Origin of the sequence: Streptomyces sp. CBMA291 (genome assembly GCF_014596525.1) — a bacterium.
GTDB lineage: Bacteria > Actinomycetota > Actinomycetes > Streptomycetales > Streptomycetaceae > Streptomyces.
Genome location: NZ_MSJP01000022.1, coordinates 105576 through 132002, shown reverse-complemented (window position 1 = coordinate 132002; position 26427 = coordinate 105576). Strand labels below are relative to the sequence as shown.

The following is a 26427-nucleotide window of genomic DNA, read 5'->3' as shown; positions in this document are numbered from 1 at the left end:
AGGAGTCGGGGGGGGATCGCCTTCACATCTATCGCCGCACCAGATTCCACGGGTGCGGCGCAATTTGGCAAGCTCATTCTTCCCTGCGTGGCACCGCCCTGCGCCTGGCTTTCAAGCTGGAGCATCGTATGGGTACAAATTCGCGCCGAAGAATAGGGCGCCGACTTATCTCAGGTTTCACTGGTGCCCTTCTCGTGGCCATCGGTGCGACCGCGACAGCAAGCCAGGCGACCGCCGACGACGGCCCCGATGTCACGCCGTACATCATCGGCGGGAACCCCACCGACATCGCCCAGGTGCCGTGGATGATGGCGGTCTACGAGAAGGTCGGCACCGGCTACGCCTTCCGGTGCGGAGGTGTCCTCGTCGGCCCGAGCCACGTTGCGACGGCGGCAAACTGCGTCGAGCTGCGAGCGGCGGGCGATCTGAAGATCGTTTCGGGACGTACCAATCTCCTGGACTCCGGGGGCCAGGAACGGTTCGTCACCAAGAAGTGGAAGCAGCCCGAGTACAAGAAGGCCGGCGACGGCTCATACGTCAACGACCTGGCCCTTCTGAGTCTGCACAAGCCCCTGCCGCAGGACGTCACTCCGCTGCCCATCGCCAGCAGCACCGCCGTCTACAGCCCGGGCACGATGGGCACCGTCTACGGCTGGGGCGGCACCTACAGCGGTGACGCCGACGGCAACAACTTCCTGCTGAGCACCCAGGTACCCATGGTCGCCGATTCCACCTGCTCTGATCAGTACCAGGCAAACGGGATCTCGCTCGACACGGCCAAGGCGGTCTGCGCGGGCCATCCGAACTCGCCCAACACCTTCTGCAGCCACGACGAAGGTGGTCCCTTGGTCGTGGGCGGTGTCCTCGCCGGCATCGCTTCCTTCAACCCCGGCTGCAAGAACTCGATCGGCTACGGCGTGTACACCCGGATGACCGAGTTCCGGACCGAGGTCAAGCACGAGACCATGGTCCGCTCCCAGGACGACCTGACGCGCGACGGCATCGCCGACCTGACGGCCGTGTGGAGCGAAGGCAGTCTGCACTCCTACCCCGGCGACGGTGCGGGCGGGCTTCTCGACGCCCGGACCAAGCTGACGGGGCTCAACTCGTGGCTCCACACCAAGCACTTGGCCAAGGGCGACTTCACCAACGACGGCATCGCCGATGTGATGTCGGTATGGGACGACGGCAGCCTCCACTACTACCGTGGCAAGGGTGACGGCACCATCGACGAGCAGAAAGCGATCGCTCTGAACGGGAAGACCTGGGGCAGCCTCCAGTACCTCACGGCCGCGGACCTCACGGGTGACGGCATCGCCGACCTCATCGCGGTCTGGCCCAACGGCACCCTGCACTACTACCGTGGCAGAGGCGACGGCACCGTCGACCCGGAGACCCCGATCGCTACCGGTGGCACCACCTGGGGCGACACCAAGCACCTGACGGCCGGCGACTACAACGGCGACGGCGTGGGGGACCTGATGGCGGTCTGGCCCAACGGCACCCTTCACTACTACCAGGGCCGCAACGACGGCACACTCAGCACGGAGGTCCCGGTCTCGACAGGTCTCGCCACATGGGGAAGCGTCCGGCATCTGGCCAGCGGCGACTACAACGGCGACGGCCTCGCGGACCTCATCGCGATCTGGGACGCGGGCAGCCTGAACAGCTACGCCAGCCAGGGCAACGGCCAACTCGACACGTACAAGCGGATCCCTCTGGGCGACCTCACCTGGAAGACCAACCTTCTGCTCGCATGAGCGATCCCAGCCCCCTCGTCACAGAGCCCGCCGGGCGCCCATGACCCGGCGCGCTTTTCCCTGGCTTCCTCACCTGCGCTCCGGCGCCGCGAAACCGGCCTCAGGCGCATGAGTACCAGCCCGCCACATCCTGACCCGCGGACACCCGGCATCGCGGTGAGAGACCCACACCACCCCTTGAAGGAAACACCGTTGAGAAGTCTCAAGGCACTCGCCGCGACCCTGGGAACAGCGACAGCGCTGCTGCTCACCACCCTCGCTTCCCCGACCCCCGCTGCCGCAGACACCGTCCCCGTCAACACCGCACAGGCGCTGCGGTTCATCAGCTACAACATGTGCGGCAACGTGTGTGCGGAAGGCAAGGGGCCGACCGGCTACAGCAACGCGGCCCGGATCAGCAGCATCGTGGCGGAGGCCAACTCCACCGGCTGGAAGGCCGACCAGCTATTCCTCCAAGAGGTGTGTCAGGACCAGTACACCGAGCTCAGCACCAAGCTTGCACCGCTGGGATTCAACGGCCGCTTCACAGCCTCCCTCACGGGACGAAGCGATGCCTGTGCCGGTGACCCCTACGGCAACGCCCTCTTCGTCAAGGGGGCCATCGTCCAGACCAAGACGCTGGACCTGACGCAGGGCACGGAGACCGAGCCGATCCGCGTTCCCTGCGTGAAGAGCTACCTCAGGGACAGGCTGAGCTGGGCCTGTTCGGTGCATCTTTTCTGGGGTGACACCGAGGGCAACAACCCCGAACGGGACGCCGAAACCGCCGACCTCCTCTGGCAGGTGGAGGCGTGGGAGCGGGCCGGCATCCCCGTCATCCTGGGCGGTGACTTCAACGGCTTCCCGAGCGACACGTTCATGGACGGGGTCTACAGCCCTGCTGCGGGAGGGAACTCGCACGGGGTCTTCACCGAGGCGGACCAGAGCGACACCGGCACCAACCCCAACGACATCCCGAACAGCGTCCTTCAGTGCCCGGAGGGATCCGTTGAGTGCCGTACCGGCGAGCCCACCTACTACAGCCAGGGCAAAGTCAACGTGCCGGGCGACGAGTACTGGTGCAAGATCGATTATCTGTTCTTCAGTACGCGTCACTTCAAGGACGTGGTCGGCGACTCACTCCCTGTCGACACCAAGGTCTCCGACCACCGCCTCCTGCGCGGAGCAGCCAACTGGGCCTCTTGAGCCCCGGTAGGTGCCGTGAGTAAGGCGACAGTGTGCGGTCTGTACGGTGGAGCAGCCCACCGCACAGACCGCATAACTGTTCGTCGGCACTGTCAATGAGGGCCCCTGGGTTCACAGGTGCAGCACTACGCAACGTAACTGCTGCCCGAGGTCGGCCACGCGCCCAGACGGGGCCGATCCGAGGCCCGATTCGCGCTTTTGGTGTGCCGAGCTTTCCTGCGCTTCGCAGCTGCGAGGAGGCCGGGCCGCAGAAAAGCCCGTGCAGCGAACGCTGCACGGTTCTCGATCGAAGGGGATCGAAGGGGGACGCAGCCGGATGGAGTCGGATGGTTTTGTCCGACCTTTCGGCATCGCCGCAGGTGAGACGCGTCACTGAAAGGGGTTCGAGTCCCACCCGCCCCACCCAGCAGCAACGTCGCAGCCAGGCGGGACACTGGTTGCACGGTAGCGCCGGAGTGGCACCCGATGCGGGGGTGCCACTCCGACACGTGACAGGTTCCCCCGGATGGCCCCGACCGGAATCGGCCACGAGTCGGGCGGGCCGGGCGATCCTGTGACCCTCGCCATATGCACGCTTCCTGACGAGGCGTCGAACGAGAGGCCACTGCGGATGACCGGGATTTTGATCGCGCAGACGACCGTCGACCACGAGAGCGCCGCGCACGCTCTGGCGAAGGGCGCGGTGGAGGCGAGGCTCGCCGCCTGCGCGCACATCGACCCGCCCGTCACCGCGGTCTACCGCTGGGAGGGCCGGATCGAGACGGCGACGGAGTGGCGGATCTCCTTCAAGACGACGGTCACACGACTGCCGGAACTCCAGGTATGGGTGCACGGGCGGCACCCGTACGAGGTCCCGGAGTGGATCACCCTGCCCGTCACCGGCGGCTCCGAGGCGTATCTGTCATGGGTGGCCGAGGAGGCGACTCCGAACACCTGAGCACCGAGGGGCGAACGCGACCTCGTAAGGTGAACCGGCATGCGATCCATAGGTGTTGCCGCCCTCGTTCTCGGTCTGGGGCTGCTGTCGTCGGCGTGTTCCGTGCCCTTGTCCGACAGGACACAGTCGTGTCTGACCGGGGAGCTTCCGGAGCGGTTGAGGGTGAAGTATTCGCTGGGTGAGCTTCCGGAGGTGACTTCCTTCAAGTTCTGCGAGAAGGAGGACAGAGATGGCTTTCTGGCGGATGTGTCGTTTGTCGCGGATACGAACGATGCTGCTTCTGCCTACATCTCTTCCATGGGGATGCATGTGGAAGATTTCGTTGCAGTCACGCCAAGGCAAATTGATCGATTCTACCACCCTAAGAGCAAGGTGTGGGAGCTGAACGATGATCAGCGCTATCTGACGAGCTCCGGCGGCCGGGACTGGAACGGGCAGTGTCTCTTGGACTACCGGGCCATCATTCCGGAGAAGAAGAAGTGGAAGGGTGAGGTCTACCTGGGGATGTATTGCATGCAGTGAGGGATAGCCGCTGGCGGGCATAGGGGTGGGGGAGTTCGATGCAGAGGTTCATGGGGTGGTCCGGCGTGCGGTTCAGGGGTGGTGTCGCCCTGCTGCTCAGCCTGGGCTTGTCGGCGTCGGCGTGTTCCGGGCTCTCGTCCGGCAGGGCGCAGTCGTGCCTGACCGGGGAGCTTCCGGAGCGGCTGAAAGTGAAGTATTCGCTGGGTGAGATTCCGGAGGTGACTTCCCTCAAGTTCTGCGAGAAAGAAGACAGGGACGGCTTCTCGGCAGAAATGTCGTTTGTCGCGGATTCGAGCGATGTCGCTGCTGCCTATCTCTCCTCGCTGGGGATGCGGTTGGAGAGGTTCGTTCAAGTCCCACCACGGCAAATCGATCAGCTCTACCACCCCAAAGGGAAGGGGTGGGATCTGAATGATAGTGATCGCTATCTGACGAGCTTTTCCGGCCGAGACTGGAACGGAGAGTGTCTCTTGACCTACCGGGCCATCATTCCGGAGGAGAAGAACTGGAAGGGCGAGGTCTACCTGGGGATGTACTGCATGCAGTGACAGGTGACCCCGGCCAAGGCGCGTCGAGCTTCTGGCCCTGACAGCCCGGCCCCCGGCAGTGGCGTGGCATCGCCATCTGCCGGGGGCCGGGGTCTGTGCCGCCCCGCGTCACCCGGGTCCCCTCACCCCGCCCCGAACACCAACGCCGCATTGTGCCCCCCGAACCCCACCGACGTGGACACCGCCAGACCGGGGCGGGTCGGGCCGGTGGCCGTCGGGATGTTCAGGGTGATGCCCTCGCCGGGTTCCGTGTGGTTCGCCGTCGGCGGGATCGTCGACTCCTCGACCGACAGGACCGTCAGGGCCGCCTCCACCGCGCCCGCCGCGCCCAGGAGATGGCCCGTCACGCCCTTCGTCGACGTCACCGGCGGGTGGTGCGGCAGCAGGGACGCCAGGACCTTCGCCTCCGCCGCGTCCCCCAGGGGCGTTCCCGTGCCGTGGGCGTTCACCAGGGTCACGTCGGACGGTGTCGCGCCCGCCTCCGACAGTGCGTTCAGGACCGCCTCCGACAGGCCCTCGCCGTCCGGGCGCGGTGCCACCAGATGGTGTGCGTCGGACGTCGCCCCGTACCCCCTGACCAGCGCCCGGACCCTCGCGCCCCGGGCCGCCGCGTCCGCCGGGCGCTCCAGGACCAGGAAGCCCGCGCCTTCCCCCATCACGAAGCCCGACCGGTCCACGTCGAACGGGCGCAGCCCGCCGCCCGGGTCGTGGAAACGGCGCGACAGCGCGCCCAGCCGGTCGAAGCCCGCGAGGTAGTACGGGCTCAACGGCGCGTCCGTACCGCCCGCGAGGACCACGTCGCAGCGGCCCAGCGTCAGCAGGTCCAGCGCCGTGCCGATCGCCGTCGCACCCGCCGCGCACGCCGTCGTCACCGTCATCGACGGGCCCCGCGCCCCGAACTCGACCGACAACTGCGCCGCCACCGCGTTCGGCAACGCCCCCGGCACCGCGTACGGCGACATCCCCCAGGGCCCGCCCCGCCCGAGCAGCCCGCGCTGCTCCTCGTACGTGAGGACGGGGCCCACCCCGATCCCGGCCACCACCCCGACCCGCGCCGGGTCCGCCGCGACACCCCACGGGCCTCCCGGGGAGCCGTGCGCGAATCCCGCGTCGGCGAGCGCCTCCCGCGCCGCGCACAGCGCGAGGCCCGCGCTGCGGTCCGGGCGTCGGGAGGCCGCGGGCCCTGCGGGGCTTCCCGGGAAGGCGGGCGCCCGGCACGTCAGGTACCGCAGCCCCTCCCACTCCTCGACCCCTGCCGTCTGCTTCCCCGCGCGGACGGTCTCCCAGGTCGTCTCCCGGTCGCCGCCCGCCGGGGTGAACAGGCCGATCCCGGTGACCGCCACCGCGCCCGCCATCAGACCGCTCCCGCGCGGGCCGCGACCCGCCGCCCGATCGGGGGCACGGTCGGCGCCGCGTACAGCTCCTCCTCGGGGACGGCCAAGCCCCGCCCCTCGCGTGGGAACAGCGGCAGGTCCGCGAGGGGCGGCGAGCCGAGCCCGGTTTCCTCCCGCGTCACGTCCGGGGTGGTCCCCTTCGGGCCCGGGGTGCTCCCTTTCGGGTCCGGGGTGCTCCCCGTCGGGTCCAGGACGAGCCGGTTCCTCACTTCCTCGAAGCTCATGACGTTCCTTGTCCGCAGGGGGTGGGCAGGGCGCGGGGCAGGGCGCGCGCGGCGGACGCGCGCGCCTGGTTCAGGCCGAGCAGGACGCAGATGTCGGTGAGCAGCGGCACGTGGTAGGCGAGCGGCCGGGGCCCCGCCTGGTCGGGACGGGAGACGAACCCGCCGTCGGGGCGCTGCCGGTCCAGCAGATGGCGTACCGCACGTTCCGCCGCGCCGACCGCCGAGGGCAGCGCGGGCGTCCGGGCGAGGACGATCAGCGCGTACGCGCTGCTGATCGGGTCGCTCGGGTCGCCGGGCACATGCCCCCACCCGCCGTCCGCGTGCTGCGTGTCGACGAGCCGCGCCACCGCCCGGGAACGGGCCCGCGCGACCCCGGCGCGTGCCGGGTGGCCGGGCGCCGCGACGGTCAGGAAGGAGTCGTAGGCGAGGACCGTACGGAAGAGCGCGTTGCTCTCGTTCAGGCTCCAGCTGCGCTCGAACGGCCCGGTCGCCTCCTGCCGCGCCACCAGGAACCCGATGGCGTCCGTCACCGCGGCGCGATGCGCGGGCTCGGGGGCCAGCGCGTTCACGGCCGCCGCCGTCATGGCGACCTCGGAGGCCGTGCCCCGCTCGAAGGTGGGGAAACCACCGTCCGCGCCCCGCCGCGCGAGCAGATACCGCTCACCCGCCGCCACCTCGGCCCCGCACCGCTCCGGAGCCGCCGTCCGCAGGAACTCCACGCAGTACGAGGTGTCGTCGACATCGCTCTGGGTGACATCCTGGTCGAAACCCCAGCCACCGTCCGTGTTCTGGTGGGTCGTCAGATCGGTGGCGAGCGCGCGGAGGGTGTGTGCGGGGGCCCCCGCGCCCGCCAGGGCCAGCCCGCCGGTCGCCGTCGCGAACACGTCCATGCCCGTGATGAACGGCAGCCCGCCGTCCGGACGCAGCCACCTCCGCAGCTCCCGCGCCCGCCCCCGTACGGCATCGGCGTACCGGGGCCGGTGCCGCAGCGCGAGCAGCGCGAGGATCCGGGCGAGATGATTGCCGTACGGGGGAGGGCCCGGCCGCGCGGAAGGGGCGAGCGTCCGCCAGTCGTCCTCGGTGACGAGCCGGGGCGAGCCGGTGCCGAAGGCGTACAGGACCTTCAGCGCGGCCATCTCCGTGACCAGCCAGCGCTGTTGGCCGTGTGCCGCGAACAGGCCGCAGGGGGAGGGGAGTTCGGGGAAGGGGTGGGCGCCGAGTTCGGCCAGGACGGTCTGGAACATCAGGTGCTTGCGCCCGGCGGTGAAGTGGTCGAAGCCGCCGAGCAGCCGGGTCAGCGCCGCCCGCCCGTCCACGTACTCGCCCATCGCCGCCCGCGCCGCCGCCTCCTGCACCGGGTCGGGCGCGCCCTCGTCCAGCGTGGTCTTGAGGAAGCGGATCAGACGTTCCTGGGCGTCCGGGTCGGTCCCGGTCACGGTGAGCAGCCGCAGGGCCAGCGCCGATTCCAGGAGACGGCTGTCGCAGGGCGCGCGGAGCAGCCCGTCGGGGCCAGTGTCCGCGAGGAGCCGGCCGGCGAGCCGGGCCCGCGCCCGGTCGAGCCGACCGGTGTCCGCCGCCGGTCCGGTCCGGGGGCCGGGGAGGGCGAGGGAGACCCCCGGTAAGGGCGGCGCGCAGTACGTCATGGTGCGGGTGTCCTTCATCAGGTGCGTGTTCAGGTGCGTGTTCAGGTGTGTCATCGGGTGGGTGTTCAGGTGCGTGGGACGGGGGAGTCGGAGGGGCGGGTGGTTCAGGGGGGGGCAGGAGAGGAAGGGGCAGGGGCAGGAGAGGAAGAGGCGGGTGGTTCAGGCGGGTCAGGAGAGGAAGAGGCGGCGTACGGCGTCGGCTCCTGCCGGGACCAGGGGGGTGTAGCCGCCCGCCGCGATCGTGAGGGGGGCGACGAAGCCGCACCAGGCGATCTCCTCCGGGTCGGGCCGGGGTGGACGGTCGGCCACCCAGCGGTGGACCGTCAGGAAGCAGGCGCCGTGAGGGTCGTCGACGCGCACCCGATAGGCCTCGACGAGCCCGGTGGCCGTCTCCCAGCCCAGTTCCTCCCGGAGTTCCCGCAGGGCGGCGGTCCGGTACTCCTCGCCGGTCCGCACCGCCCCGCCGACCAGCACGTCGTAGTGGTCCGGGTAGGTGTCGGCCAGCGGCGTACGGCGGTAGAGGAGGACCCTGCCCGCGTGGTCGGAGCAGACGGTGGCCGCGTACCGGCGGAGCAGCCCGGGAGGCAGTCCGGTGCGGCGCCCCTGGGCCACGACCCGGTCGCCGGGGTCGACGTAGTCGATCCACTCGTGCGCGTGGGCGTTCACGTCCGCTCCCGCACGCGCGCGTGCAGCGGTCCCTCCGTACGCAGGTTGACGCCGAAGACCGGCCTGCCCGCCGGGGCGGTGGTCTCGACGGTGAACCGTTCCAGGAGGGCGCCGAGCAGCGCCTCCATCTCGCGCATCGCGAACCGGGTGCCCAGACAGGCGCGCGGGCCGATGCCGAACGGCAGGTACGCGCCGGGCGGCAGCGGCGTCCCGAGGGGGAAACGCCCGGGACGGAAGGTGTCGGGCTCGGGCCACACCCGGGGGTCGCGGTGGGTCAGATAGGGGCAGACCAGGAGGTCCGTACCGGCGGGGACGAGGTGGCCGTCGAGCGGTTCGTCGGCCGGGCAGTGCCGGGGCAGCAGCCAGCCCGTCGGGTAGAGCCGTAGCGTCTCGTGGAGTACGGCCCCGACCAGCGACGGGTTCCCCGCCGCCTGCTCCATCACCTCGCGGTGCCCGTCGAGCAGGACGAAGGCCCAGGTCAGCGTGCGGGCGCTGCTCTCGTAACCGGCGACGAGCAGGGTGACAAGCTCGTCCCTGACAAGCCGGTCGGTGTACGCGGGGAGGGTGTCGGCCGCGTCGAGCAGCCGGGCGAGGACGCTCGTCCCGCCGGGGCGGTGCCGCGCCCGCGCCTCGGCGAGGGCGCGCAGTACCCGCTCGTCCAGGGCCGTCAGCGCCGCCTCCACCCGGGGCGGCAGCGTCTCGGCGCCGCCCACGTCGGCGGGGAGCGCGGCCACGATGTCCTGGACGGCCGCCAGATCGACGTAGGTCTCCCGCTCCAGCGGGCGGTCGGTCAGCACGCGCCAGATCGTGTCGACGGTGAAGAACTGCACGTCCTCCGCGATGTCCGTCGGCTCGTTCCGGCGGGCGAGCCCCGCCCAGCGGTCGACGACGGAGGCGGTCGCGCCGGTGATGTGATGATCCCAGCGCCGGATGCCCCGGCCCGTGAACATGCCCTGGAGCAGGCGCCGTTGGGAGCGCCAGGCCCCGCCGGTGGCGGTCAGCGTGCCGTCGCCGAGCAGCGGCCTCGCGCGGTGGGAGTGCTTCACGAACCGGTCGCCGCCCAGGCCCAGCACCTCGTGGACCTGCCGGGGCTCCGTGATCAGTACGGCGGGCCGCCCCGCCCGGCGGAAGCCGGTGAGCCGACCGGGGGTGCGGGCCAGGCGCAGCAGGTCGACGAGGGGGGCTCCGGAGGCGGCCCAGGTCGCCACGACGTCATCGTCGAGGAAGTCGGGAAGCGCACCGCTGATCACGCTTTGCGATTGCATGATGACGTATCGTAGTGCTCTGTGCGATCTTCAGACTCCCGCAAGACCGCCGGAGGCGGGCCCCGCGCGGTGCTCGGCAGACTCTCGCCGGGTGTGGCCGCGCCGCACTCCGAGACCTCCGCCCCGCGCCTCGGCGCGCTGGTCGTCTTCGAGGGTCAACCTCACTCCTCATCTGCGATGTTGACGCATCCGGCCCACCGGGTCGAAGCGCCGGCCGAACCGGCCCACCGGCTCGCCGGAAGCACCCGGAGGCCGAGCCGGGAACCTTGCCCTGGTTTCGACTCGAAACATCACCTGTACGAGCTAACCGGGCTCGGGGCGCTCGCGGAGACCGCCGCCGTCCTTCCCGCGTTCCGGCCGCCGCCCTGCGCCACCCGGCCGTCCGCCCTCGGCGTCCCGCCCGCAGGGACGTACGCCGCCGCCTTCGCCGACGCCGACGCCGACGCCGACACCGGGCGGCTTCGTGCCCTCGGGTGCCTGCCCGGAGCCGCCCCCGTCCGGCGTCTCGCCCCTCGCCGTCCTGCCCCTCGCCGTCTTGCCCCTCGTCTCCGCCGCGCCTTCCTCGCCGACCGCGCGCTGACGGGCGCCGACGCCGCTTCCCCACGGTGGCTCGCTACCTTGGGTGCCGCCGAACGTCGTTCCGGGGTCGGGGCGTTCGTGCGTACGGGGGTGGGCGCGTGAGGCGGGGGATCGGTTCGGGGGCGGGGCCGGAGCCGTCGGGGCCGGGGTCGGGGCTGGGGCCGGAGCCGGGACTGCCGGAGCCGGTGTCAGTGCCGGTGCCGGTGCCGGAGTCGGAGTCGGGGCCCGTCCCGGATGCCGGAGGCGGCCACGCCAGCCGGGAATCCGCCCCGGAGCGCGAGCCCGCCCCGGGCGCCGGGGGCGGGCGCGGGTGTCCGGTCGGCGCTTCAGGGGCCGAGCCCCCCCCCCCCCTCGCCACCCCTACCCCTCTCGCCCCCCTCACCACCCCCGCCCCCGTCACCACCCCCCTCACCGCCCCCGGTTCCTGGCCGTTGCTCGGGCATCTGCCGTATCTCTTCACCCGTCCCCTGGAGTTCCTCGACTCGCTGCCCGCGTACGGCGGTGTCGTCCGGGTCCGGATGGGGCCCCAGGTGCTCCATGTCGTGAGCGATCCCGCGCTCGTGCGGCGGGTCCTCACCGACCGGCGGAGTTTCGACCGGGACGGTGTCCTCTACGACAAGGTCCGGGCCGTCCTCGGCAACGGGCTCGCGACCTGCCCGCACGCCGAGCACCTCGGGCAGCGCAGGACCCTCCAGCCCGCCTTCCGCCCCGGGCTCATGGACCGCTACGCCGCCGTGATGACCGCCGAGAACCGGGCGCTCACCGAGCGCTGGCGGCCCGGAGAGGTCGTCGACGTCACCGAGGAGGCGTTCCGGCTCACCACCGCCGTTACCCTGCGCACCCTCTTCTCCGCCGGGCTCGACCCCGTCGCGGGCGAGGAACTGCGCGCCGCCCTCGACGTGCTGCTGCGCGGGGTCTACACCCGGGTCGTCGTCCCCGGCGTCGACCGGGTGCCGTCCCCGGCCCGCCGCCGCTACCGGCGCGCCCTCGCCGCCTGGCGGACCGGCGTCGGCGCGCTCGTCGCCGCCCACAGGGCCTCCGGCGCCGACCACGGCGACGCCCTCTCCCTGCTGCTCGCCGCCCGCGACGACCGGGGACGCCCGCTCCCGGACGGGGAACTGGGCGACCAGGCGGCGACGCTCGTCCTGGCGGGCGCCGAGACCACCTCCTCGGTCGTCGCCTGGGCCCTGCGGCTCCTCGCCGATCACCCCGGGGCCCTCGCCCGGCTGCACGCGGAGGTCGACACGGTCCTCGGCGGGCGCCCGCCCACCGGAGCCGACCTGCCCCGGCTGCCGTACACCGGGGACGTCGTCCGCGAGGTGCTCCGGCTCTACCCGCCCGCCTGGGCCGTCACCAGGACCGCCACCCGCCGGGCGGAACTCGCCCCCGGGCTCGCCGTCCCCGAGGGCGCCATGGTCGTCTGCTGCCTCTATCTGGTCCACCGGCGGCCCGACCTCCACCGGGACCCGGCGCGCTTCGACCCGGACCGGTGGGGCGCGGGCGAGGTGCCCCGCGAGGCCTTCCTGCCGTTCGGGCTCGGCGCCACCAAGTGCCTCGGCGACGTCTTCGGCACGATGGAGGCCACCCTCGCGCTCGCCGCCGTCGCCGCCCGCTGGCGGCTGACCCCGCTCTCCGCCCGCCCGCCCCGCCCCGTCCCGCGTATCGTGCTCTCCCCCGGCCCCCAGCGGATGCTGCTCGCCGCCCGGCAGGGCCCCGGGGGCGCCAGAAAAACGTAAGGACCGAGCAGGGCGGTCGCCCCTAGACTCGTCCCTATGTCCGAGTTCACCGTCCGGCGCGCCACCGCCGAAGACTCCCCCCGGCTCACCCGGCTCGTCCGCCGCTCCGGCGCCTACCGGGGCGACTACGCCGCCATGGTCGAGGGCTACCAGGTCGGCGGCGCCTACATCGAACACCACCCCGTCCACGTCGCCACCGACGCCGAAGGACGGGTGCTCGGCTTCTACGCGCTGCTCGTCGAGGACGCCGAACTCGACCTCGCGTTCGTCGCCGACAGCGCCCAGGGCCGAGGAATCGGACGGCTCCTCATGGAGCACATGACCGGACAGGCCAGGGCCGCCGGACTCCGCACCGTACGGGTCGTCTCCCACCCGCCCGCCGAGGAGTTCTATCTGCGTACCGGCGCCGTCCGCACCGGGACCGTCCAGCCCGCCGGGCACGTCCACTGGGCCCGCCCCGAGCTGCGGTACGACATCGCGTGACCGCCACCCAGCCACCCCCGCGCCCCGAAGGAGCCGTCACCCCCGAACCCCCCGAGGCCCCCGAGGAGGTTCCCGAACGCCGCAGGGTCTTCGCCGACCTCACCCCGCTGCGGACCTCCGCCGACTACCGGCGGCTCTGGTTCGGCGGCACCGTCTCCTGGGTCGGCCAGGGCATGACCGCCCTCGCCATCTCCCTCCAGGTCTACGACATCACCGGCTCGACGCTCTCCGTCGGGCTCGTCGGACTCTTCTCGCTCGTCCCGCTGATCGTCTTCGGGCTGTACGGCGGTGCCATCGCCGACACCGTCGACCGCCGCAAGCTCGGTCTGTACAGCTCCCTCGGCTCCGCCGTGCTCTCCATAGCCCTGGCCGTCGCCGCGTTCGCGGGCTACCACCGCGTCTGGTTCCTCTACGGCATCGTCGCCCTCCAAGCGGTCTGCGGCGCGCTCAACGGGCCCGCCCGCAGCTCGATGATCCCCCGGCTCCTGCCGCCCGAGCAGCTGCGCGCCGCCAGCGCCCTCAACTCGATGACCACCACCTTCGGCACCCTCGTAGGCCCCAGCCTCGGCGGTCTGATCGTCGGATTCGCCGGTTACCAGACCGCGTATCTCGTCGACGCCCTCGCCTTCACCGCGAGCCTCTACGCGATGTGGCGGCTGCCGTCGATGCTCCCCGAGCGGACCGGCGGCAAGCGTGCCTCCGTCCTCGACGGACTCCGCTTCCTCGCCACCCGCCCCAATCTGCGCATGACGTTCCTCTCCGACTTCTGCGCGATGATCCTCGCCCACCCCCGCGCCCTGTTCCCCGCCGTCGCCGTCCTCTGGTACGGCGGCGACGCGAAGACCACCGGACTCCTCGTCGCCGCGCCCGCGTTCGGCGCACTGCTCGGCGCGGTCCTCTCCGGCTGGCAGGGCCGCGTCCGCCACCACGGACAGGCGATCCTCCTCGCCGTCGCCTGCTGGGGCACCGCCATCGCCGTCTTCGGACTCACCCGGAACCTCTGGCTCGGGCTGCTCATGCTCACTCTCGCCGGATACTCCGACACCGTCTCGATGATCTTCCGCAACACGATGATGCAGGTCGCGGCGCCGGACGAGATGCGCGGACGGCTCCAAGGCGTCTTCATCGTGGTCGTCGCGGGCGGGCCCCGGCTCGGCGACTTCCTCGCCGGCTCCGTCGCCGACCTCACCTCGCCCACCGTGGCCGTCACCGGCGGCGGCATCGCCTGCGTCCTCGGGATCGGCGCCCTCGCCCTTCGCGGACGCTCCTTCCGCCGGTACGACGCACTCGACCCGACCCCCTGATATCCACCCCAACCACCCTTCACGGCATGGCGGTTGACCGCCACGGCGCATAACCGCCAGGGGCAACGGGAATCACTCCCGTCCCCCCGGCCAAGACTCCTCGCGGCACTCGGAAACATCCCGACCCCGTATCCCGCGAGGAGTTCGAAACGATGACGTCGAGGACCACCCCCTTCGGCAGAGGGAGGGCCGCCCTGCTCGCCGCCGGCGCCTCCCTCGCGATGCTCTCGGCCGGGCAGACCGCCGCCGCCGACACCCCGCCGCCCACCGGCCCGGCCGCCCCCGGGCCCACGGCCGCGCGGAGCACCACCACCCCCGGTCCCGCAGCCGCGAAAAGCCCCGCCACTCCCGCCGCGACCGGCACCACCAGCACCACCAGCACCACCGTCACCCTCGTCACCGGCGACCGCGTCACCCTCACCGACCTCGGGGGCGGGCAGCGGACCGTCACCGTCGACCGGGCCCGGGGCGCCACCGGAGCGGTCCGCAGCCGGACGACCGACGGCCGGGTCACCGTCGTCCCCGACGAGGCCCGCCCCTACCTCGCCTCCGGCGCGCTCGACCCGCGCCTCTTCGACGTCACCGGGCTCGTCGCCCAGGGCGTCACCGGCGACCTGCCCCTGATCGTCACCTACGGCAAGGGCGCCCGTACCCCCGCCCCGCGCGGCACCGCGACCGTCCGCCCGCTGCCCAGCATCGACGGCGCCGCCGTCACCGCCACCGACCCCGCCGCCTTCTGGCAGGACTTCACCCACCGCGCCGGAGCCCGGACCGCGACCCCCGGCAAGGTCTGGCTCGACGGCCGGGTCAAGGCCGCCCTGGCCGAGTCCAACGCCCAGATCGGCACCCCGAAGGCCTGGGAGGCCGGGATCACCGGCAAGGGCGTCAAGGTCGCCGTCCTCGACAGCGGCGCCGACCTCGGCCACCCCGACCTCGCGGGCCGGATCGCCGAGACCCGCTCCTTCATCGCGGGCGAGGAGGTCGCCGACCGCAACGGCCACGGCACCCACGTCACCTCCACCGTCGGCGGCAGCGGCAACGGCTCCGACGGACAGGAGAAGGGCGTCGCCCCCGGCGCCGACCTCGCCGTCGGCAAGGTCCTCAGCGACGAGGGCTCCGGCTCCGAGTCGGAGATCATCGCCGGGATGGAATGGGCCGCCCGGGACGTCGGCGCCCGCATCGTCTCCATGAGCCTCGGCTCCGAGGCACCCAGCGACGGCACCGACCCCATGGCCCAGGCCGTCGACGCGCTCTCCGCCGAGACCGGCGCCCTCTTCGTCATCGCCGCGGGGAACTCCGGCTACCCCGGCTCCATCGGCTCGCCCGGCGCCGCCGACTCCGCGCTCACCGTCGGCGCCGTCGACTCCGCCGACGAGGCCGCGTACTTCACCAGCCAGGGCCCCCGCTTCGGCGACCAGGCACTCAAGCCCGACCTCTCGGCCCCCGGCGTCGACATCCTCGCCGCCCGCTCCCGACTCCTCCCCGGCAGCGGCCTCTACACCACGATGAGCGGCACCTCCATGGCCACCCCGCACATCGCGGGCGCCGCCGCCCTCCTCGCCGAGCGGCACCCCGACTGGACCGGCGCCCGCCTCAAGGACGCGCTGATGTCCTCGTCGAAGACGCTCGACGCCTCCCCGTACGCCCTCGGCGCCGGGCGCGTCGACGTGGCCGCCGCGATCGCCGCGAACGTCACCGCGACCGGCTCCGCCGACCTCGGCTTCCTCGCCTGGCCCTACGAGGACGCCAAGCCGGTCGTCAAGACCGTCACCTACGCCAACGACTCGGCCGCGCCCGTCGTCCTCGACCTCGCCGTCGAGGGCATGCCCGCCGGGACCGCCACCCTCGCCGACACCACGCTCACCGTGCCCGCCCACGGCTCCGCGAGTACCACCGTCACCGGCGACGGCACCCGGGCCCCCGTCGGCCGGTCATCCGGCCGGATCACCGCGACCACGGCCGGAACCCCCGTCGCCCACACCGCCCTCGGCCTGGTCAAGGAAGAGGAACGCCACACCCTCACCGTCCACGTCAAGGACCGCGACGGCGCCCCCGCCACCACCACCCTCGGCGTCCAGGAGCTTGCCCCCGGCGTCGACCCCTTCCCGGCCGCCGTCGGCGACTCCGGCACCCTGCGCCTGCGCCTGAAGCCCGGCACGTACGCCGTCGACACCTTCCTCGACGTACGCGGCTCCCACGGCGCGGACTCCCTCGGCCTCGGCTTCCTCGCCGAACCGGAGATCACCCTCGACCGGGACCGCGAGATCACCCTTGACGCCCGGCGGCTGCACGAGATCCGCGCCGAGGTCCCCCGGAGCGCCGAGACCCGTCAGCTCCTCATGGAGTTCGCCCGGAACGCCAACGGAGCCTCGTACGGCGGAGCCGTCCAGGTCCCCGCCACCTACGACTCGGTCTTCGCCGCGCCCACCCGCAGGCCCGCCTCCGGCACCTTCGAGTACCGGACCGTCTGGCGCCTCGGCAAGCCGCTCCTGGAGGCGGGCGTCGACGGCGTCCGGCTCTCCGGCGCCACCCCGCAGGCGGGCACCGCCCTCCTGGAGGGCGAGCGGCGGCTCGGGCTCGTCGACGCGGGCACCGGCACCCCCGCCGAGTACACCGGGAAGAACGTCAAGGGGAAGGCCGTCCTCGTCCGGCTGGCCGGGGGCGCGGAGCCCACCGTCCTCGCCCAGACCGCGCAGGACGCGGGCGCCGCGATCCTCCTCGTCACCGACGACCGGCCCGGCCGGCTCATGGGCTGGTTCGGCACCGACGCCTACGAGGACCGGCCGCTTCCCGTCGCCACCGTCCCCGCCGCCGACGCCCGGCGGCTCGCGGCGGGCGCGACCCGGGGCAAGCGCGTCGACCTCACCGGCACCCGCTTCACCCCGTACACCTACGACCTCTCCGACGGGCACCCCGGCGCCATCGGCACCGACCTGGTCTTCCGCCCCCGCGCGGACGAACTCGCCACCATCAGCTCGACGTTCCGCATGCCGACCAAGCGGAAGGAACTGGGCGGCGAGTTCCGCTACTCGCTCACCGACGCCTTCCCCGTCGGCTTCGGCTTCAAGGAGTGGATCGCCTTCCCGACCCGCCGCACCGAGTACGTCTCCACCGGCACGGGACAGCGCTGGCACGAGTCCGTCGACCTCGGCGAGTCCCTTGAGGAACGCGGCGGCACCCCGTCCTACCGGGGCGGCGACAAGGTGGACCTCGACTGGTTCGGGCCGGTCTGGCACCCCTGGCTGGGCTCCGGTCTCGGCTGGGGCCAGGAGCGCACCGGCAACGACCTGCGGTTCAACACCCCCGGCTGGGGCGACTCGGGCACCGACCACACCGGCTTCGGCGATGTGTGGAACGACGACACGATGAGCCAGTTCACCGAGGTGTACGTGAACGGCGTCCGCGTCGACCGCAAGACCAGCTCCGGCGCCTACGCGTGGGACGCCCCGGCGGAGGAGGCCGCCTACAAGGTGGTCACCGACACCGCGCTCGACCCGGCGCGCTGGCGGCTCGCGGGCAAGGGCCACAGCGAGTGGACCTTCCGCTCCGCCGAGACCCCCGCCGACCGGAGCACGTACCTCCCGCTGATCAACCTCGGCTTCGACGTCGACACCGACCTGAACGGCGACGTCCGCGCCGGAAGCGGGCTGCCCGTCGGGATCTCCGCCGCGTACGTGAAGGGCGCCACCGGCACCGGCACGCTCGGCGGCGGCACCCTGGAGGTCTCCTACGACGAGGGCGTGACCTGGACCAAGGTGACCCTCAAGCCCGCCAAGCCCGCCAAGCCCGTCGCGGGGGCCGCCGTCGCCTGGACCGGCGAGCTGCGCGTCCCGTCCGGGGCGGGCTCCGTCTCGCTGCGGGCGGGGGCCACGGACGACCGGGGCGGCTCGGTGAAGCAGGAACTCATCCGGGCGGTCGGCGTGAAGTAGCGCCGCTCCACCGCCTGTTCGGGCCGGGCCCCTCCGTTGCGCCGGGGGCCCGGCTTCGTCCGTTCGGGGCGGGCGCGGGGGAGGGGCCCCGGCTCCTTCAGCCCCCGCCCGGAGCCTCGACCACCCCCGCCCGGAGTCTCAACCGGCCCGGCCCGGAGTCTCAACCGGCCCCGGGAAGTGCCTTCTTCAGGATCTTGCCCATGTCGTTGCGGGGGAGCGCGCTGAGGTGACGCACCACCCGGGGGCGCTTGTGCGGGGAGAGCAGCCTCGCCACATGGGCGGCGAGTTCCGCCTCCGTCGGCGGGCGCCCGGGGTCCGAGGGCACCACCCAGGCCACGATCCGCTCGCCCAGATCCGGGTCGGGCTCGCCGGTGACGGCGGCCTCCCGCACCCCGGGATGGTCGAGCAACGCGTTCTCGATCTCACCCGCCCCGATCTTGTAGCCGCCGCTCTTGATCAGGTCGGTGGCCCTGCGGCCCACCAGACGCACCGACCCGTCCGCCTCCAGGACCGCCATGTCCCCGGTGCGGAACCAGTCGCCGTCGAAGGCGTCCGCCGTCGCCTCCGGCCTGCCGAGGTACCCGGAGAACAGGTTCGGGCCGCGCACCTGCACCTCGCCCACCCCCTCCCCGTCGTCCCCGGCGAGCACCGAGCCGTCGTCGTCGACGAGGCGCAGCTCCACGCCCGCGAGCGGCACCCCCACGGTCCCGGGGCGCGGCTCGCCGCCCGGCAGGACGCTGGTGTTCATCAGCGTCTCCGTCATCCCGTACCGCTCCACGACCGTCCGGCCCGTCGCGGCGGTGATCCGCCGGTGGTCGTGGACCGGCAGCGCCGCCGACCCCGACACCAGGAGCCGGGCCCCCGACAGGGCCCCGGCCAGCTCCGGATCCGTGTCGAGCGCCTCCGCGAGCCGGTGGTACATGGTCGGTACGCCGAACAGCATCGTGCCGCCCCCGGCGCCCAGCTCCCGCCGCACGCCCTCGACGGAGAACGTGCCCAGGTGCCGCACCTCGCCGCCGCGCCGCAGCGGACCGAGGACGCCCAGGACGAGCCCGTGCACATGGAACAGCGGCAGGGCGTGCACGAGGACGTCGTCCGCCGTCCACGACCAGGCCCCGGCGAGCGCGTCGAGGGAGGCGGCGAGGGCCCGGTGGGAGAGCAGGACGCCCTTCGGGGGGCCGGTGGTCCCGGAGGTGTAGACGACGAGGGCGACGGCCTCGGGGTCGACGGGCGGTCCGGCCACCGGGACCGGGGACATCGGGCCCGGAGCGACCGGGCCGGCGGCGAGGGGGTCGCCTTCGGCGCCCGGCTCCTCGGCGCCCGGCTCCCCGTCGTCCGTGCGCACGTCGATCCGGGGCAGTCCGTCGAGCCCGGCGGGCAGGGGGTCGGCGGGACCGGCGAGGACGGCAGAGGGGCGGCTGTCGCCCAGGATGTGGGCGAGTTCCCGCTCTCCGGTGCGCGGATTGAGCGGTACGGCGGGCACGCCCGCGAGCAGCGCCGCGACCACCGCGACCACCGTGCGCGCGCTCGGCGTCGCCCAGACCGCGACCCGCTCGGCGCCGTCGAGCCGGGCGGCCAGGTTCCCGGCGGCCCGCGCGAGCCCGCCGTACGTCAGGGTGTCGGGACCGCACCGCACGGCGGTCCTGTCCGCATCGGCTCCGGCCGTCAGGGCGGGGAAGAAAGCACTCACCGTTCGCACTCCTCGGGGTCGTCGAGGCGAGGATCGCCGGGAGGCATTCTGCCGGTCGGACGGTCCCGGGGCGGGGCGGGGCGGGGCGAGGAGAGGAGGGGAGGAGAGGGGAGGAGAGGGGAGGAGAGGGGCAGGCCCCGGTCAGGTGCGGCCGGGCGGCGTGGGCGTGGGGGCCGCCGGGGGCTCCTCGCTCTCCGGGCGGATTCCGCGCATCCGCCCGTACGCGTACACACAGCCCGCGAGCGCCAGATCGGAGAGGAGCATGAAGCCGATCGAGTACGAGCCCTTGGCGCTGTAGATCGCGCCCATCACCAGCGGCGGCAGGAAGCCGCCGAGCCCGCCCATCGCACCCACGATGCCGGTCACGGAGCCCACCTTGGCCTGCGGGGTGACCTGGGAGACAAGGGCGAAGACCGAGCCGCTGGACGTGCCGAGTCCGGCCGCCATGATCAGCAGGGCGATCGTGCCGCCCGGGTTCAGCGGCGGGTCGAAGGCCTGGACGATGGCGAGCAGCGCGACCACGGCGAGCGCGACGGCCGTCACGAGCGCCGGGTGGAACCGGTCCGAAAGCCAGCCGCCGATCGGCCGGAAGACGACGGTGGCCAGCGCGAACCCGGCGGCCTTGGTGCCCGCGTCGGTGGGGTCCAGCTCGTACCAGGTCTTCAGATACGTCGGCAGGTAGACGCCGAAGGCGACGATGCCGCCGAAGCCGATCGCGTACAGCGCCGACAGCTCCCAGGTCACCCGCAGCCGTCCCGCCGCGCCCAGCCTGCTGCCCAGGGAAGCGGTGGGCACCGGACGGTCGGGCCGGTCGGTGACGAGGAACACGGCGAGGACGGCGTACACGGCGAGCGCGAGGGCCACCACGAAGAACGGCAGGTTCTCGCCGTGCTTGGCGATCCTGGGCGTGAAGTAGCCGGAGAGCGCGACCCCGCCCATGCCCATGCCGAACACCCCGAGCGCCAGGCCGCGTTTCGCGGGCGGGAACCAGGAGTTGACCAGTGGGATGCCGATGGCGAACGTGGTGCCGCCCAGGCCCAGGAGGAAGCCGACGACCAGCATCAGGGCGTAGTTGTCCTTGACCACGGTGAGCAGCAGGACGGGCACGATCGTCAGCGCCGACACCAGCGGGAACATCAGCTTGGCACCGTAGCGGTCGGTCAGCGCGCCCACCGGCACCCGGCCGAGCGAGCCGACGAGCACGGGGACCGCGACCAGCAGCGACTGCTGGAAGGAGCTGAGCGACAGCCGGTCGCCGTACCAGCTCGCCAGGGGCGCGATCAGGTTCCACGCCCAGAAGGTGAGCGCGAAGCCGAGGGTGGCCATCACCAGGTTGCGATAGGCCGCCGGGGACGCGGTCGGGGGCTTGGCTTCGGTGTCCATGGGTCCAGTCAAGGCCGGGAGCGGGGGAGGGGCGTGCGGGACTGCTCCGTCGGGGTGAGGCGCGTCGGGGTGAAGGCGCGCTCTCGTATGGTGACCGGGGCGGGGGTTCAGCGGAAGGCGCCGGCGTGCTCCTCGGCCCACTGCCGAAACGTTCTGGCGGGGGCGCCGGTGACCCGGGTCACCGTGTCGCGTACCGCGAGGAGTTCGGCGTTGACGTCGCCGCCCGTGACGTCGCCGCCCGTGACGTCAACGCCCGTGACGTCGAGCACCGCGTCGGCGGCGGCCTCCCCGAAGACGGCCGCCGACCGGTCGCGCGCCTCGGGGCGGCCGGTCTCGGCGAACGGCACCTCCCGCCGGAGGACCGTCGCGATGCCCGCGACCTGCTGCCGGGCGGACACCGGCGCCGGACCGGTCAGGGCCTACGTACGCCCCCCCGGCGGCCGGGCTCGGCGAGCGCCCCCCCGCGCCACCGCCGCGATGTCCGCGGGGTGGACCGTGGGCAGCGCGGTGTCGGCGTACGGAGCGAGCACCGACTCGCCCGTCGGAACACGCCGGGATCCCGACCGGACCTCAGGTCAACGCGCGGGCGTCCGCCGGGGCAGCCGTCGGCCAGGTCACCGTCGTCGGGGGCGCGCCGTCGTCCGTGACGCGGAGCCGGGCGCCCCCGGGGCCCGTCGAGACCTCGACCGTGATCGCGCCGATCCCGGGCCTCCGGTGCGCGGTGGCGAGCGCCCCGCGCAGCGCGGCGAGGAGTTTCCCCGCCTCCTCCTCGTCGATGAGCGTGTCCACCGCGCCCGAGAAGTGCACCGACGGCTTGAAGCCGAGCAGGGCGGCGGCCCCGCCGGTCTCCCGCAGCACCTTGCCCCGGAAGGAGGCCGGGGCGTCGGCGGGCGGCTGCTGGAGCGCGAAAATGGTCGTACGGACCTCCTGGATGGTCGAGTCCAGCTCGTCCACCGCCCGCCCGAGCAGTGCGTCGTCCTCGGCGGAGCCCGCCGCCCGCCGCCGGGTGGACTCCAGCATCATCTCGGTGGCGAAGAGCCGCTGCACCACCAGATCGTGCAGGTCACGGGCGATCCGGTCGCGGTCCTCGAAGACCGCGAGACGCTCCCGGTCCTGCCGCGCCCCCGCGAGGACGAGCGCGAGCGCCGCCTGCGAGGCGAACTGCGAGGCGAGGAGCCGGTCCACGGACGAGTACGCCGGGCCGCCGCGCCGCCGGGGGAGGGCGAGGGTGCCGATGAGCTTTCCGCCGCTCTGCAACGGCAGCATCATCGAGGGGCCGAACCGGGACCGTACGGGGGTGGTCATCCGGGGGTCCGTCGCCGAGTCCTCGATGAAGACGGGCTCCCCGCCGAGCAGTTGGACGAGGACGGGCGAGCCGGGCGCGATCGTGGTGCCGACCAGCTCCCCCGGGTCGTCCCGGGTGGAGGCGGCGACGATCTCCATGCCGCCGCCGGGGGTGGGCTGGAGGACCACTCCGGCCGAGGCGCCGGAGAGGATGCGGGCCTGTTCGGCGACGGTGGTCAGCGCCTCCTCGGCGGACTGGCCGGTCAGCAGGGCCGTGGTCACCGCCGCGGCGCCCTCGATCCAGCGCTCCCGCTGCCGGGCCGCCTCGTACACGCGCGCGTTGTCGATGGCGATGCCCGCCTGGGAGGCGAGGAGGCGCAGCAGGACGACGTCCTCCTCCGTGAAGCCGCCCGCCCGCTTCTCGGTGAGGTACAGATTGCCGAAGACCCGCTCCTGGACCCGGATCGGGACACCGAGGAAGGAACGCATCCCGGGATGCCCCTCGGGGACGCCCGAGGAACGCGGATCGGCGGTCAGATCGTCGAGGCGCAACGGCCGGGGGTCCTCGACGAGAACCCCGAGCAGCCCGCTGTGACTGTCGGGGAACCGCTCGATACGGCCGCGCTGCTCCTCCGTCAGACCGGAGGTGAAGAGTTCGGTGAGGCGGGGGTGCTCGGAGTCGACGACGCCGAGCGCCGCGTAGCGCGCCCCGGTCAGCTCGGCGGCGGAGTCCACGATGTGCTGGAGCGTGGCCCGCAGTTCGAGGTCCGTGCCGACGCTGAGGACGGCGTCGAGCAGGACGGGCAGACGGGGCTCGCCCGTTTCCGTACCCGTGTCCTCATCCGTGATCGTCATGCCCTCATTGTCGTATGAATCATGGTTTCTCGCCGAGGGAATCCCGGGGGGAGGACGCCGGGGAGCCGCTGGTCGGGGAGCCGCCGGCCGGGGAGCCGCCGGTTCGGGAGTCGCCGGTTCGAGGCCCGGTGGTGTCGTCCGTGTCGTCCGTGCCGTGCGGGTCGCCCGTGCCGTACGCGTGGAAGCCGTCCGCCGGGGTGTCGTGCTTCGTCGGCGGGTCGTCGTCGGCGAGCGGGTCCCGTACGGCCAGCGGGTCGAGGATCATCGGCTGGACCTTGCCCTCCAGCATCGCGCCGAGCCCGAGGACCGCGCAGACGTCGGGGCGTTCGGCGATGTGCACCGGCATGCCCGTCGCCTCGCGCAGCATCTGGTCGAGACCGGGCAGCAGGGCGCTGCCGCCGACCATCATGATGCCCCGGTCCGCGAGGTCGGCCACCAGATCGGGCGGGCAGTCCCGAAGGATCTTCCCGATGCCGTCGAGCACCGCCGTCAGCGGGGTGTGGATGGCCTCCCGTACGGCGGCGGTGTCGACCGTCACCGAGCGGGCGAGCCCGGTGGCGACGTCCCGGCCGTGGATCTCGGTGCGCGCCGGTCCGTGCGGGGTCAGACCGTTGCCGCTGAGGGCCAGTTGGAGCGGGCGGACCGACTGGCTCGGCAGCATCAGCTCGTGGTGGTGGCGCAGGTGCTGGATGACCGCGTGGTCGATGGCGTCGCCGCCGACCGGCAGCCGTACCGCCGTGACGATCGCGCCGAGCGAGAGCACCGCGACCTGTGTGGTCGCCGCCCCGCACACCATGATCATGGTGGCGGTGGGCTGCTCGACCGGCAGTCCGCAGCCCACCGCCGCCGCGATCAGGGTGTCGACCAGCTCGACCCGGCGCGCGCCGAGACCGACGAGGGTCTCCACGGCGGCGCGCTGGGCCAGTGGATCGCTGTCGTGCGGGGTGCAGGCGGCGGCCCGCAGCCGGGGCTTGCGGCGCAACTGCCGGCGCAGCTTCTCGCCGAGGAGGTGGCGGAGCATCCGCTGGGCCATCTCGATGTCGACGACCGTGCCGCCCGAGACGGGGCGGACGACCCGGATGTAGTCGGGGGTGCGGCCGGTCATCTTCTCGGCCAGCGCGCCGACGGCGATCAGCCCTCCGGTGCGGGTGTTGACGGCGGCGACGCTCGGCTCGTCGACGACGAGCCCGGCGCCCTTGACGAAGACCCGGGTGCGGGCGGCACCCAGATCGACGGCGACATGGCAGCGGCGCAGCTGTTCCAGGCTGACGGTCACGGCGGATCCTCCGGGGGCGGTGCTGGCACGGACCAGGTGCCGCGCGGTACGCGGTCTTGTTGGCATCGTCCGGCCGTCCGTGACGCGGCGCGCGCTGGGCTGAGCCGCCCGGGGGCCCGGTGCGCACGGGCCCGGTCCCCGTCGGGTCAGCGCGGACCCGGCTCCGGGACCTCGCCCAGCATCCGCTTCAGGAGGTCTCTCAGCAGGGCCCGCTCGACCTCCGTGAGGTCGCCGAGGGGCTCGCGGGCGAAGTGGAGGGATTCGCGGAGGTGGTGGGCGGTGGCCCGGCCCTCCTCCGTGGGGGCGGCCAGCTTCACGCGCCGGTCGGCCGGGTCGGGGCGGCGCTCGACCAGGCCGCGGGCCTCCAGACGGTCCACTATCCCGGTGATGTTGGACGGCTCGCACTTCAGCTTCTGGGCGATGCGGCGCATCGGCAGCGGGTCGATCGAGAGCAGACCGAGGACGCGAGCCTGGGCGCCGGTCAGCGAGTGCCGAGCGGCGGCCCGCTCGTACTCCTCGTAGTAGCGCGCGACGACCGTGCCGATCAGCTCGACGACTTCGAGGGTCAGGGGGTCCGTCCGTGGGGTGGGCATGGCTCCAGTCTACCCAGATACTTGACAACATGAAATATAGAGGCTCATGATTGTTTCAGTAAGTGAAACACCTGTGATCCGGAGCTTCCCCCGAAGCTTCGCCCTGGAGGCCGTGCCCATGTCCGTTCTTCCCGCGTCCAGCCGTGAGTGGCACCTCGTCGCCCGTCCGCACGGCTGGCCAGTGCCGTCGGACTTCGCCCTCCGCGAGACGCCGGTCGCCGAGCCCGCCGAGGGCCACGTCCTCGTGCGCAACCTGCACTTCTCCGTCGATCCGTACATGCGCGGCCGGATGAACGACGTGAAGTCCTACATGCCGCCCTTCGTGCTCGACCGCCCCATGGACGGCGGCGCCGTCGGCGAGGTCGTCGCCTCCCGCGCCGAGGGCTTCGCCGTCGGCGACCACGTCCTGCACGGTCTCGGCTGGCGCGAGTACGCGGAGGTCCCGGCGCGGCAGGCGGCCAAGGTCGATCCGGCGCTCGCGCCCCTCTCCGCCTATCTCGGCGTGCTCGGCATGACCGGTCTCACGGCCTACGCGGGCCTCTTCGAGGTCGCCTCCTTCAAGGAGGGCGACGCGGTCTTCGTCTCCGGCGCGGCGGGCGCCGTCGGCAGCCAGGTCGGCCAGATGGCGCGGCTCAAGGGCGCCTCCCGGGTCATCGGCTCGGCCGGCTCCGACGAGAAGGTGAAGTTCCTCGTCGAGGAACTCGGCTTCGACGCCGCGTTCAACTACCGGAACGGCCCGGTCGAGGAGCAGTTGCGCGCGGCCGCTCCCGACGGCATCGACGTCTACTTCGACAATGTGGGCGGCGAGCACCTCGAAGCGGCGATCTCCCTGCTGAACGTGCATGGCCGCGCCACCATCTGCGGCATGATCGCCCAGTACAACGTCACCGAGCCGACGCCGGGGCCGCGCAATATGGCGATGCTCATCGGCAAGCGGCTGCGGCTCCAGGGTGTCCTGGTCAGCGACCACTACGACCTGCGGCCCCGCTTCGTCGAGGAGGTCGGCGGCTGGCTCGCCTCGGGCGAGCTGAAGCACCGCGAGACCTTCGTCGAGGGCATCGAGAACGGGGTGGACGCCTTCCTCGGCATGCTGCGCGGGGAGAACACCGGAAAGATGATCGTCTCGCTGACCCGCTAGTCTTCCCCCAGCCGTCGCGGTCGTGGGCGCGAG

19 protein-coding genes and 2 pseudogenes are annotated in these 26427 nt (G+C 72.7%); 10 read left to right on the top strand and 11 right to left on the bottom strand.

Going from position 1 to position 26427, the window contains the following annotated elements; genetic code table 11:
* Positions 1-194 precede the first annotated feature (194 nt).
* From BU197_RS06325 to BU197_RS06305, 5 genes are all read left to right on the top strand, one after another.
* Complete coding sequence (locus BU197_RS06325) at positions 195-1760, top strand: trypsin-like serine protease (protein WP_188267210.1); 1566 nt, start codon at positions 195-197, stop codon at positions 1758-1760.
* A gap of 192 nt (positions 1761-1952) precedes the next feature.
* The gene (locus BU197_RS06320; protein ID WP_188267209.1) at positions 1953-2945 is read left to right on the top strand and encodes an endonuclease/exonuclease/phosphatase family protein; all 993 of its coding nucleotides are present in this window, start codon (positions 1953-1955) and stop codon (positions 2943-2945) included.
* Positions 2946-3555: 610 nt separating this feature from the next.
* Entirely contained in the window at positions 3556-3882 is a 327-nt protein-coding gene (gene cutA / locus BU197_RS06315; RefSeq protein WP_188267208.1) for a divalent-cation tolerance protein CutA, read from the top strand.
* Between the two features lie 39 nt (positions 3883-3921).
* Positions 3922-4404: a hypothetical protein gene (locus tag BU197_RS06310; protein ID WP_188267207.1), complete on the top strand. Its 483-nt coding sequence runs from the start codon at positions 3922-3924 to the stop codon at positions 4402-4404.
* A gap of 38 nt (positions 4405-4442) precedes the next feature.
* Positions 4443-4952, top strand: a complete 510-nt coding sequence (locus tag BU197_RS06305; protein WP_188267206.1) for a hypothetical protein — start codon at positions 4443-4445, stop codon at positions 4950-4952.
* Positions 4953-5074: 122 nt separating this feature from the next.
* Here the strand turns inward: BU197_RS06305 and BU197_RS06300 are convergent, their stop codons facing one another.
* From BU197_RS06300 to BU197_RS06280, 5 genes are all read right to left on the bottom strand, one after another.
* Positions 5075-6307: a beta-ketoacyl-[acyl-carrier-protein] synthase family protein gene (locus tag BU197_RS06300; RefSeq protein ID WP_223183338.1), complete on the bottom strand. Its 1233-nt coding sequence runs from the start codon at positions 6305-6307 to the stop codon at positions 5075-5077.
* Positions 6307-6570, bottom strand: coding sequence for a hypothetical protein (locus tag BU197_RS06295; RefSeq protein ID WP_188267205.1), 264 nt, complete (start codon positions 6568-6570; stop codon positions 6307-6309). Before BU197_RS06295 ends, BU197_RS06300 begins: the two co-directional genes overlap by 1 nt.
* On the bottom strand, positions 6567-8267 hold the full coding sequence (locus BU197_RS06290) for a prenyltransferase/squalene oxidase repeat-containing protein (RefSeq protein WP_223183339.1): 1701 nt from the start codon (positions 8265-8267) through the stop codon (positions 6567-6569). Before BU197_RS06290 ends, BU197_RS06295 begins: the two co-directional genes overlap by 4 nt.
* Positions 8268-8381: 114 nt before the next feature.
* Positions 8382-8879 (bottom strand): NUDIX domain-containing protein, encoded by a 498-nt coding sequence (locus tag BU197_RS06285; protein WP_188267204.1) that lies wholly within the window; start codon positions 8877-8879, stop codon positions 8382-8384.
* Positions 8876-10144 carry a cytochrome P450 gene (locus BU197_RS06280; protein WP_188267203.1) on the bottom strand — a complete coding sequence of 423 codons (1269 nt, stop codon included), beginning with the start codon at positions 10142-10144 and terminating at the stop codon, positions 8876-8878. The genes BU197_RS06285 and BU197_RS06280 overlap by 4 nt, the downstream gene beginning before the upstream one ends.
* Positions 10145-10158: 14 nt before the next feature.
* On the opposite strand from BU197_RS06280, the gene BU197_RS30935 reads away from it, so the two are divergent.
* From BU197_RS30935 to BU197_RS06260, 4 genes are all read left to right on the top strand, one after another.
* Positions 10159-12459, top strand: a complete 2301-nt coding sequence (locus tag BU197_RS30935; RefSeq protein WP_317453377.1) for a cytochrome P450 — start codon at positions 10159-10161, stop codon at positions 12457-12459.
* 36 nt (positions 12460-12495) lie between these two features.
* Complete coding sequence (locus BU197_RS06270; RefSeq protein ID WP_188267201.1) at positions 12496-12942, top strand: GNAT family N-acetyltransferase; 447 nt, start codon at positions 12496-12498, stop codon at positions 12940-12942.
* Positions 12939-14246: an MFS transporter gene (locus BU197_RS06265; protein WP_411158449.1), complete on the top strand. Its 1308-nt coding sequence runs from the start codon at positions 12939-12941 to the stop codon at positions 14244-14246. Before BU197_RS06270 ends, BU197_RS06265 begins: the two co-directional genes overlap by 4 nt.
* A gap of 152 nt (positions 14247-14398) precedes the next feature.
* The gene (locus BU197_RS06260; RefSeq protein ID WP_188267200.1) at positions 14399-18175 is read left to right on the top strand and encodes a S8 family serine peptidase; all 3777 of its coding nucleotides are present in this window, start codon (positions 14399-14401) and stop codon (positions 18173-18175) included.
* 160 nt (positions 18176-18335) lie between these two features.
* On the opposite strand, the gene BU197_RS06255 is transcribed toward BU197_RS06260, so the two are convergent.
* The 6 genes and pseudogenes from BU197_RS06255 to BU197_RS06230 form a co-directional block, all read right to left on the bottom strand.
* Complete coding sequence (locus tag BU197_RS06255) at positions 18336-19865, bottom strand: acyl-CoA synthetase (RefSeq protein ID WP_188267199.1); 1530 nt, start codon at positions 19863-19865, stop codon at positions 18336-18338.
* Between the two features lie 141 nt (positions 19866-20006).
* Complete coding sequence (locus BU197_RS06250; protein WP_188267198.1) at positions 20007-21248, bottom strand: nitrate/nitrite transporter; 1242 nt, start codon at positions 21246-21248, stop codon at positions 20007-20009.
* 107 nt (positions 21249-21355) lie between these two features.
* Positions 21356-21787 (bottom strand): annotated as a pseudogene (locus BU197_RS06245) (capsule biosynthesis protein CapD); the annotation flags it as partial.
* Positions 21788-21818: 31 nt separating this feature from the next.
* Complete coding sequence (locus BU197_RS06240) at positions 21819-23387, bottom strand: GAF domain-containing protein (protein WP_188267196.1); 1569 nt, start codon at positions 23385-23387, stop codon at positions 21819-21821.
* A gap of 244 nt (positions 23388-23631) precedes the next feature.
* Positions 23632-24663 (bottom strand): annotated as a pseudogene (locus tag BU197_RS06235) (rod shape-determining protein); the annotation flags it as partial.
* 146 nt (positions 24664-24809) lie between these two features.
* On the bottom strand, positions 24810-25256 hold the full coding sequence (locus tag BU197_RS06230; protein WP_188267195.1) for a MarR family winged helix-turn-helix transcriptional regulator: 447 nt from the start codon (positions 25254-25256) through the stop codon (positions 24810-24812).
* A 118-nt stretch (positions 25257-25374) separates the two neighbouring features.
* On the opposite strand from BU197_RS06230, the gene BU197_RS06225 reads away from it, so the two are divergent.
* Positions 25375-26394 carry an NADP-dependent oxidoreductase gene (locus BU197_RS06225; protein WP_188267194.1) on the top strand — a complete coding sequence of 340 codons (1020 nt, stop codon included), beginning with the start codon at positions 25375-25377 and terminating at the stop codon, positions 26392-26394.
* Positions 26395-26427: the final 33 nt, after the last annotated feature.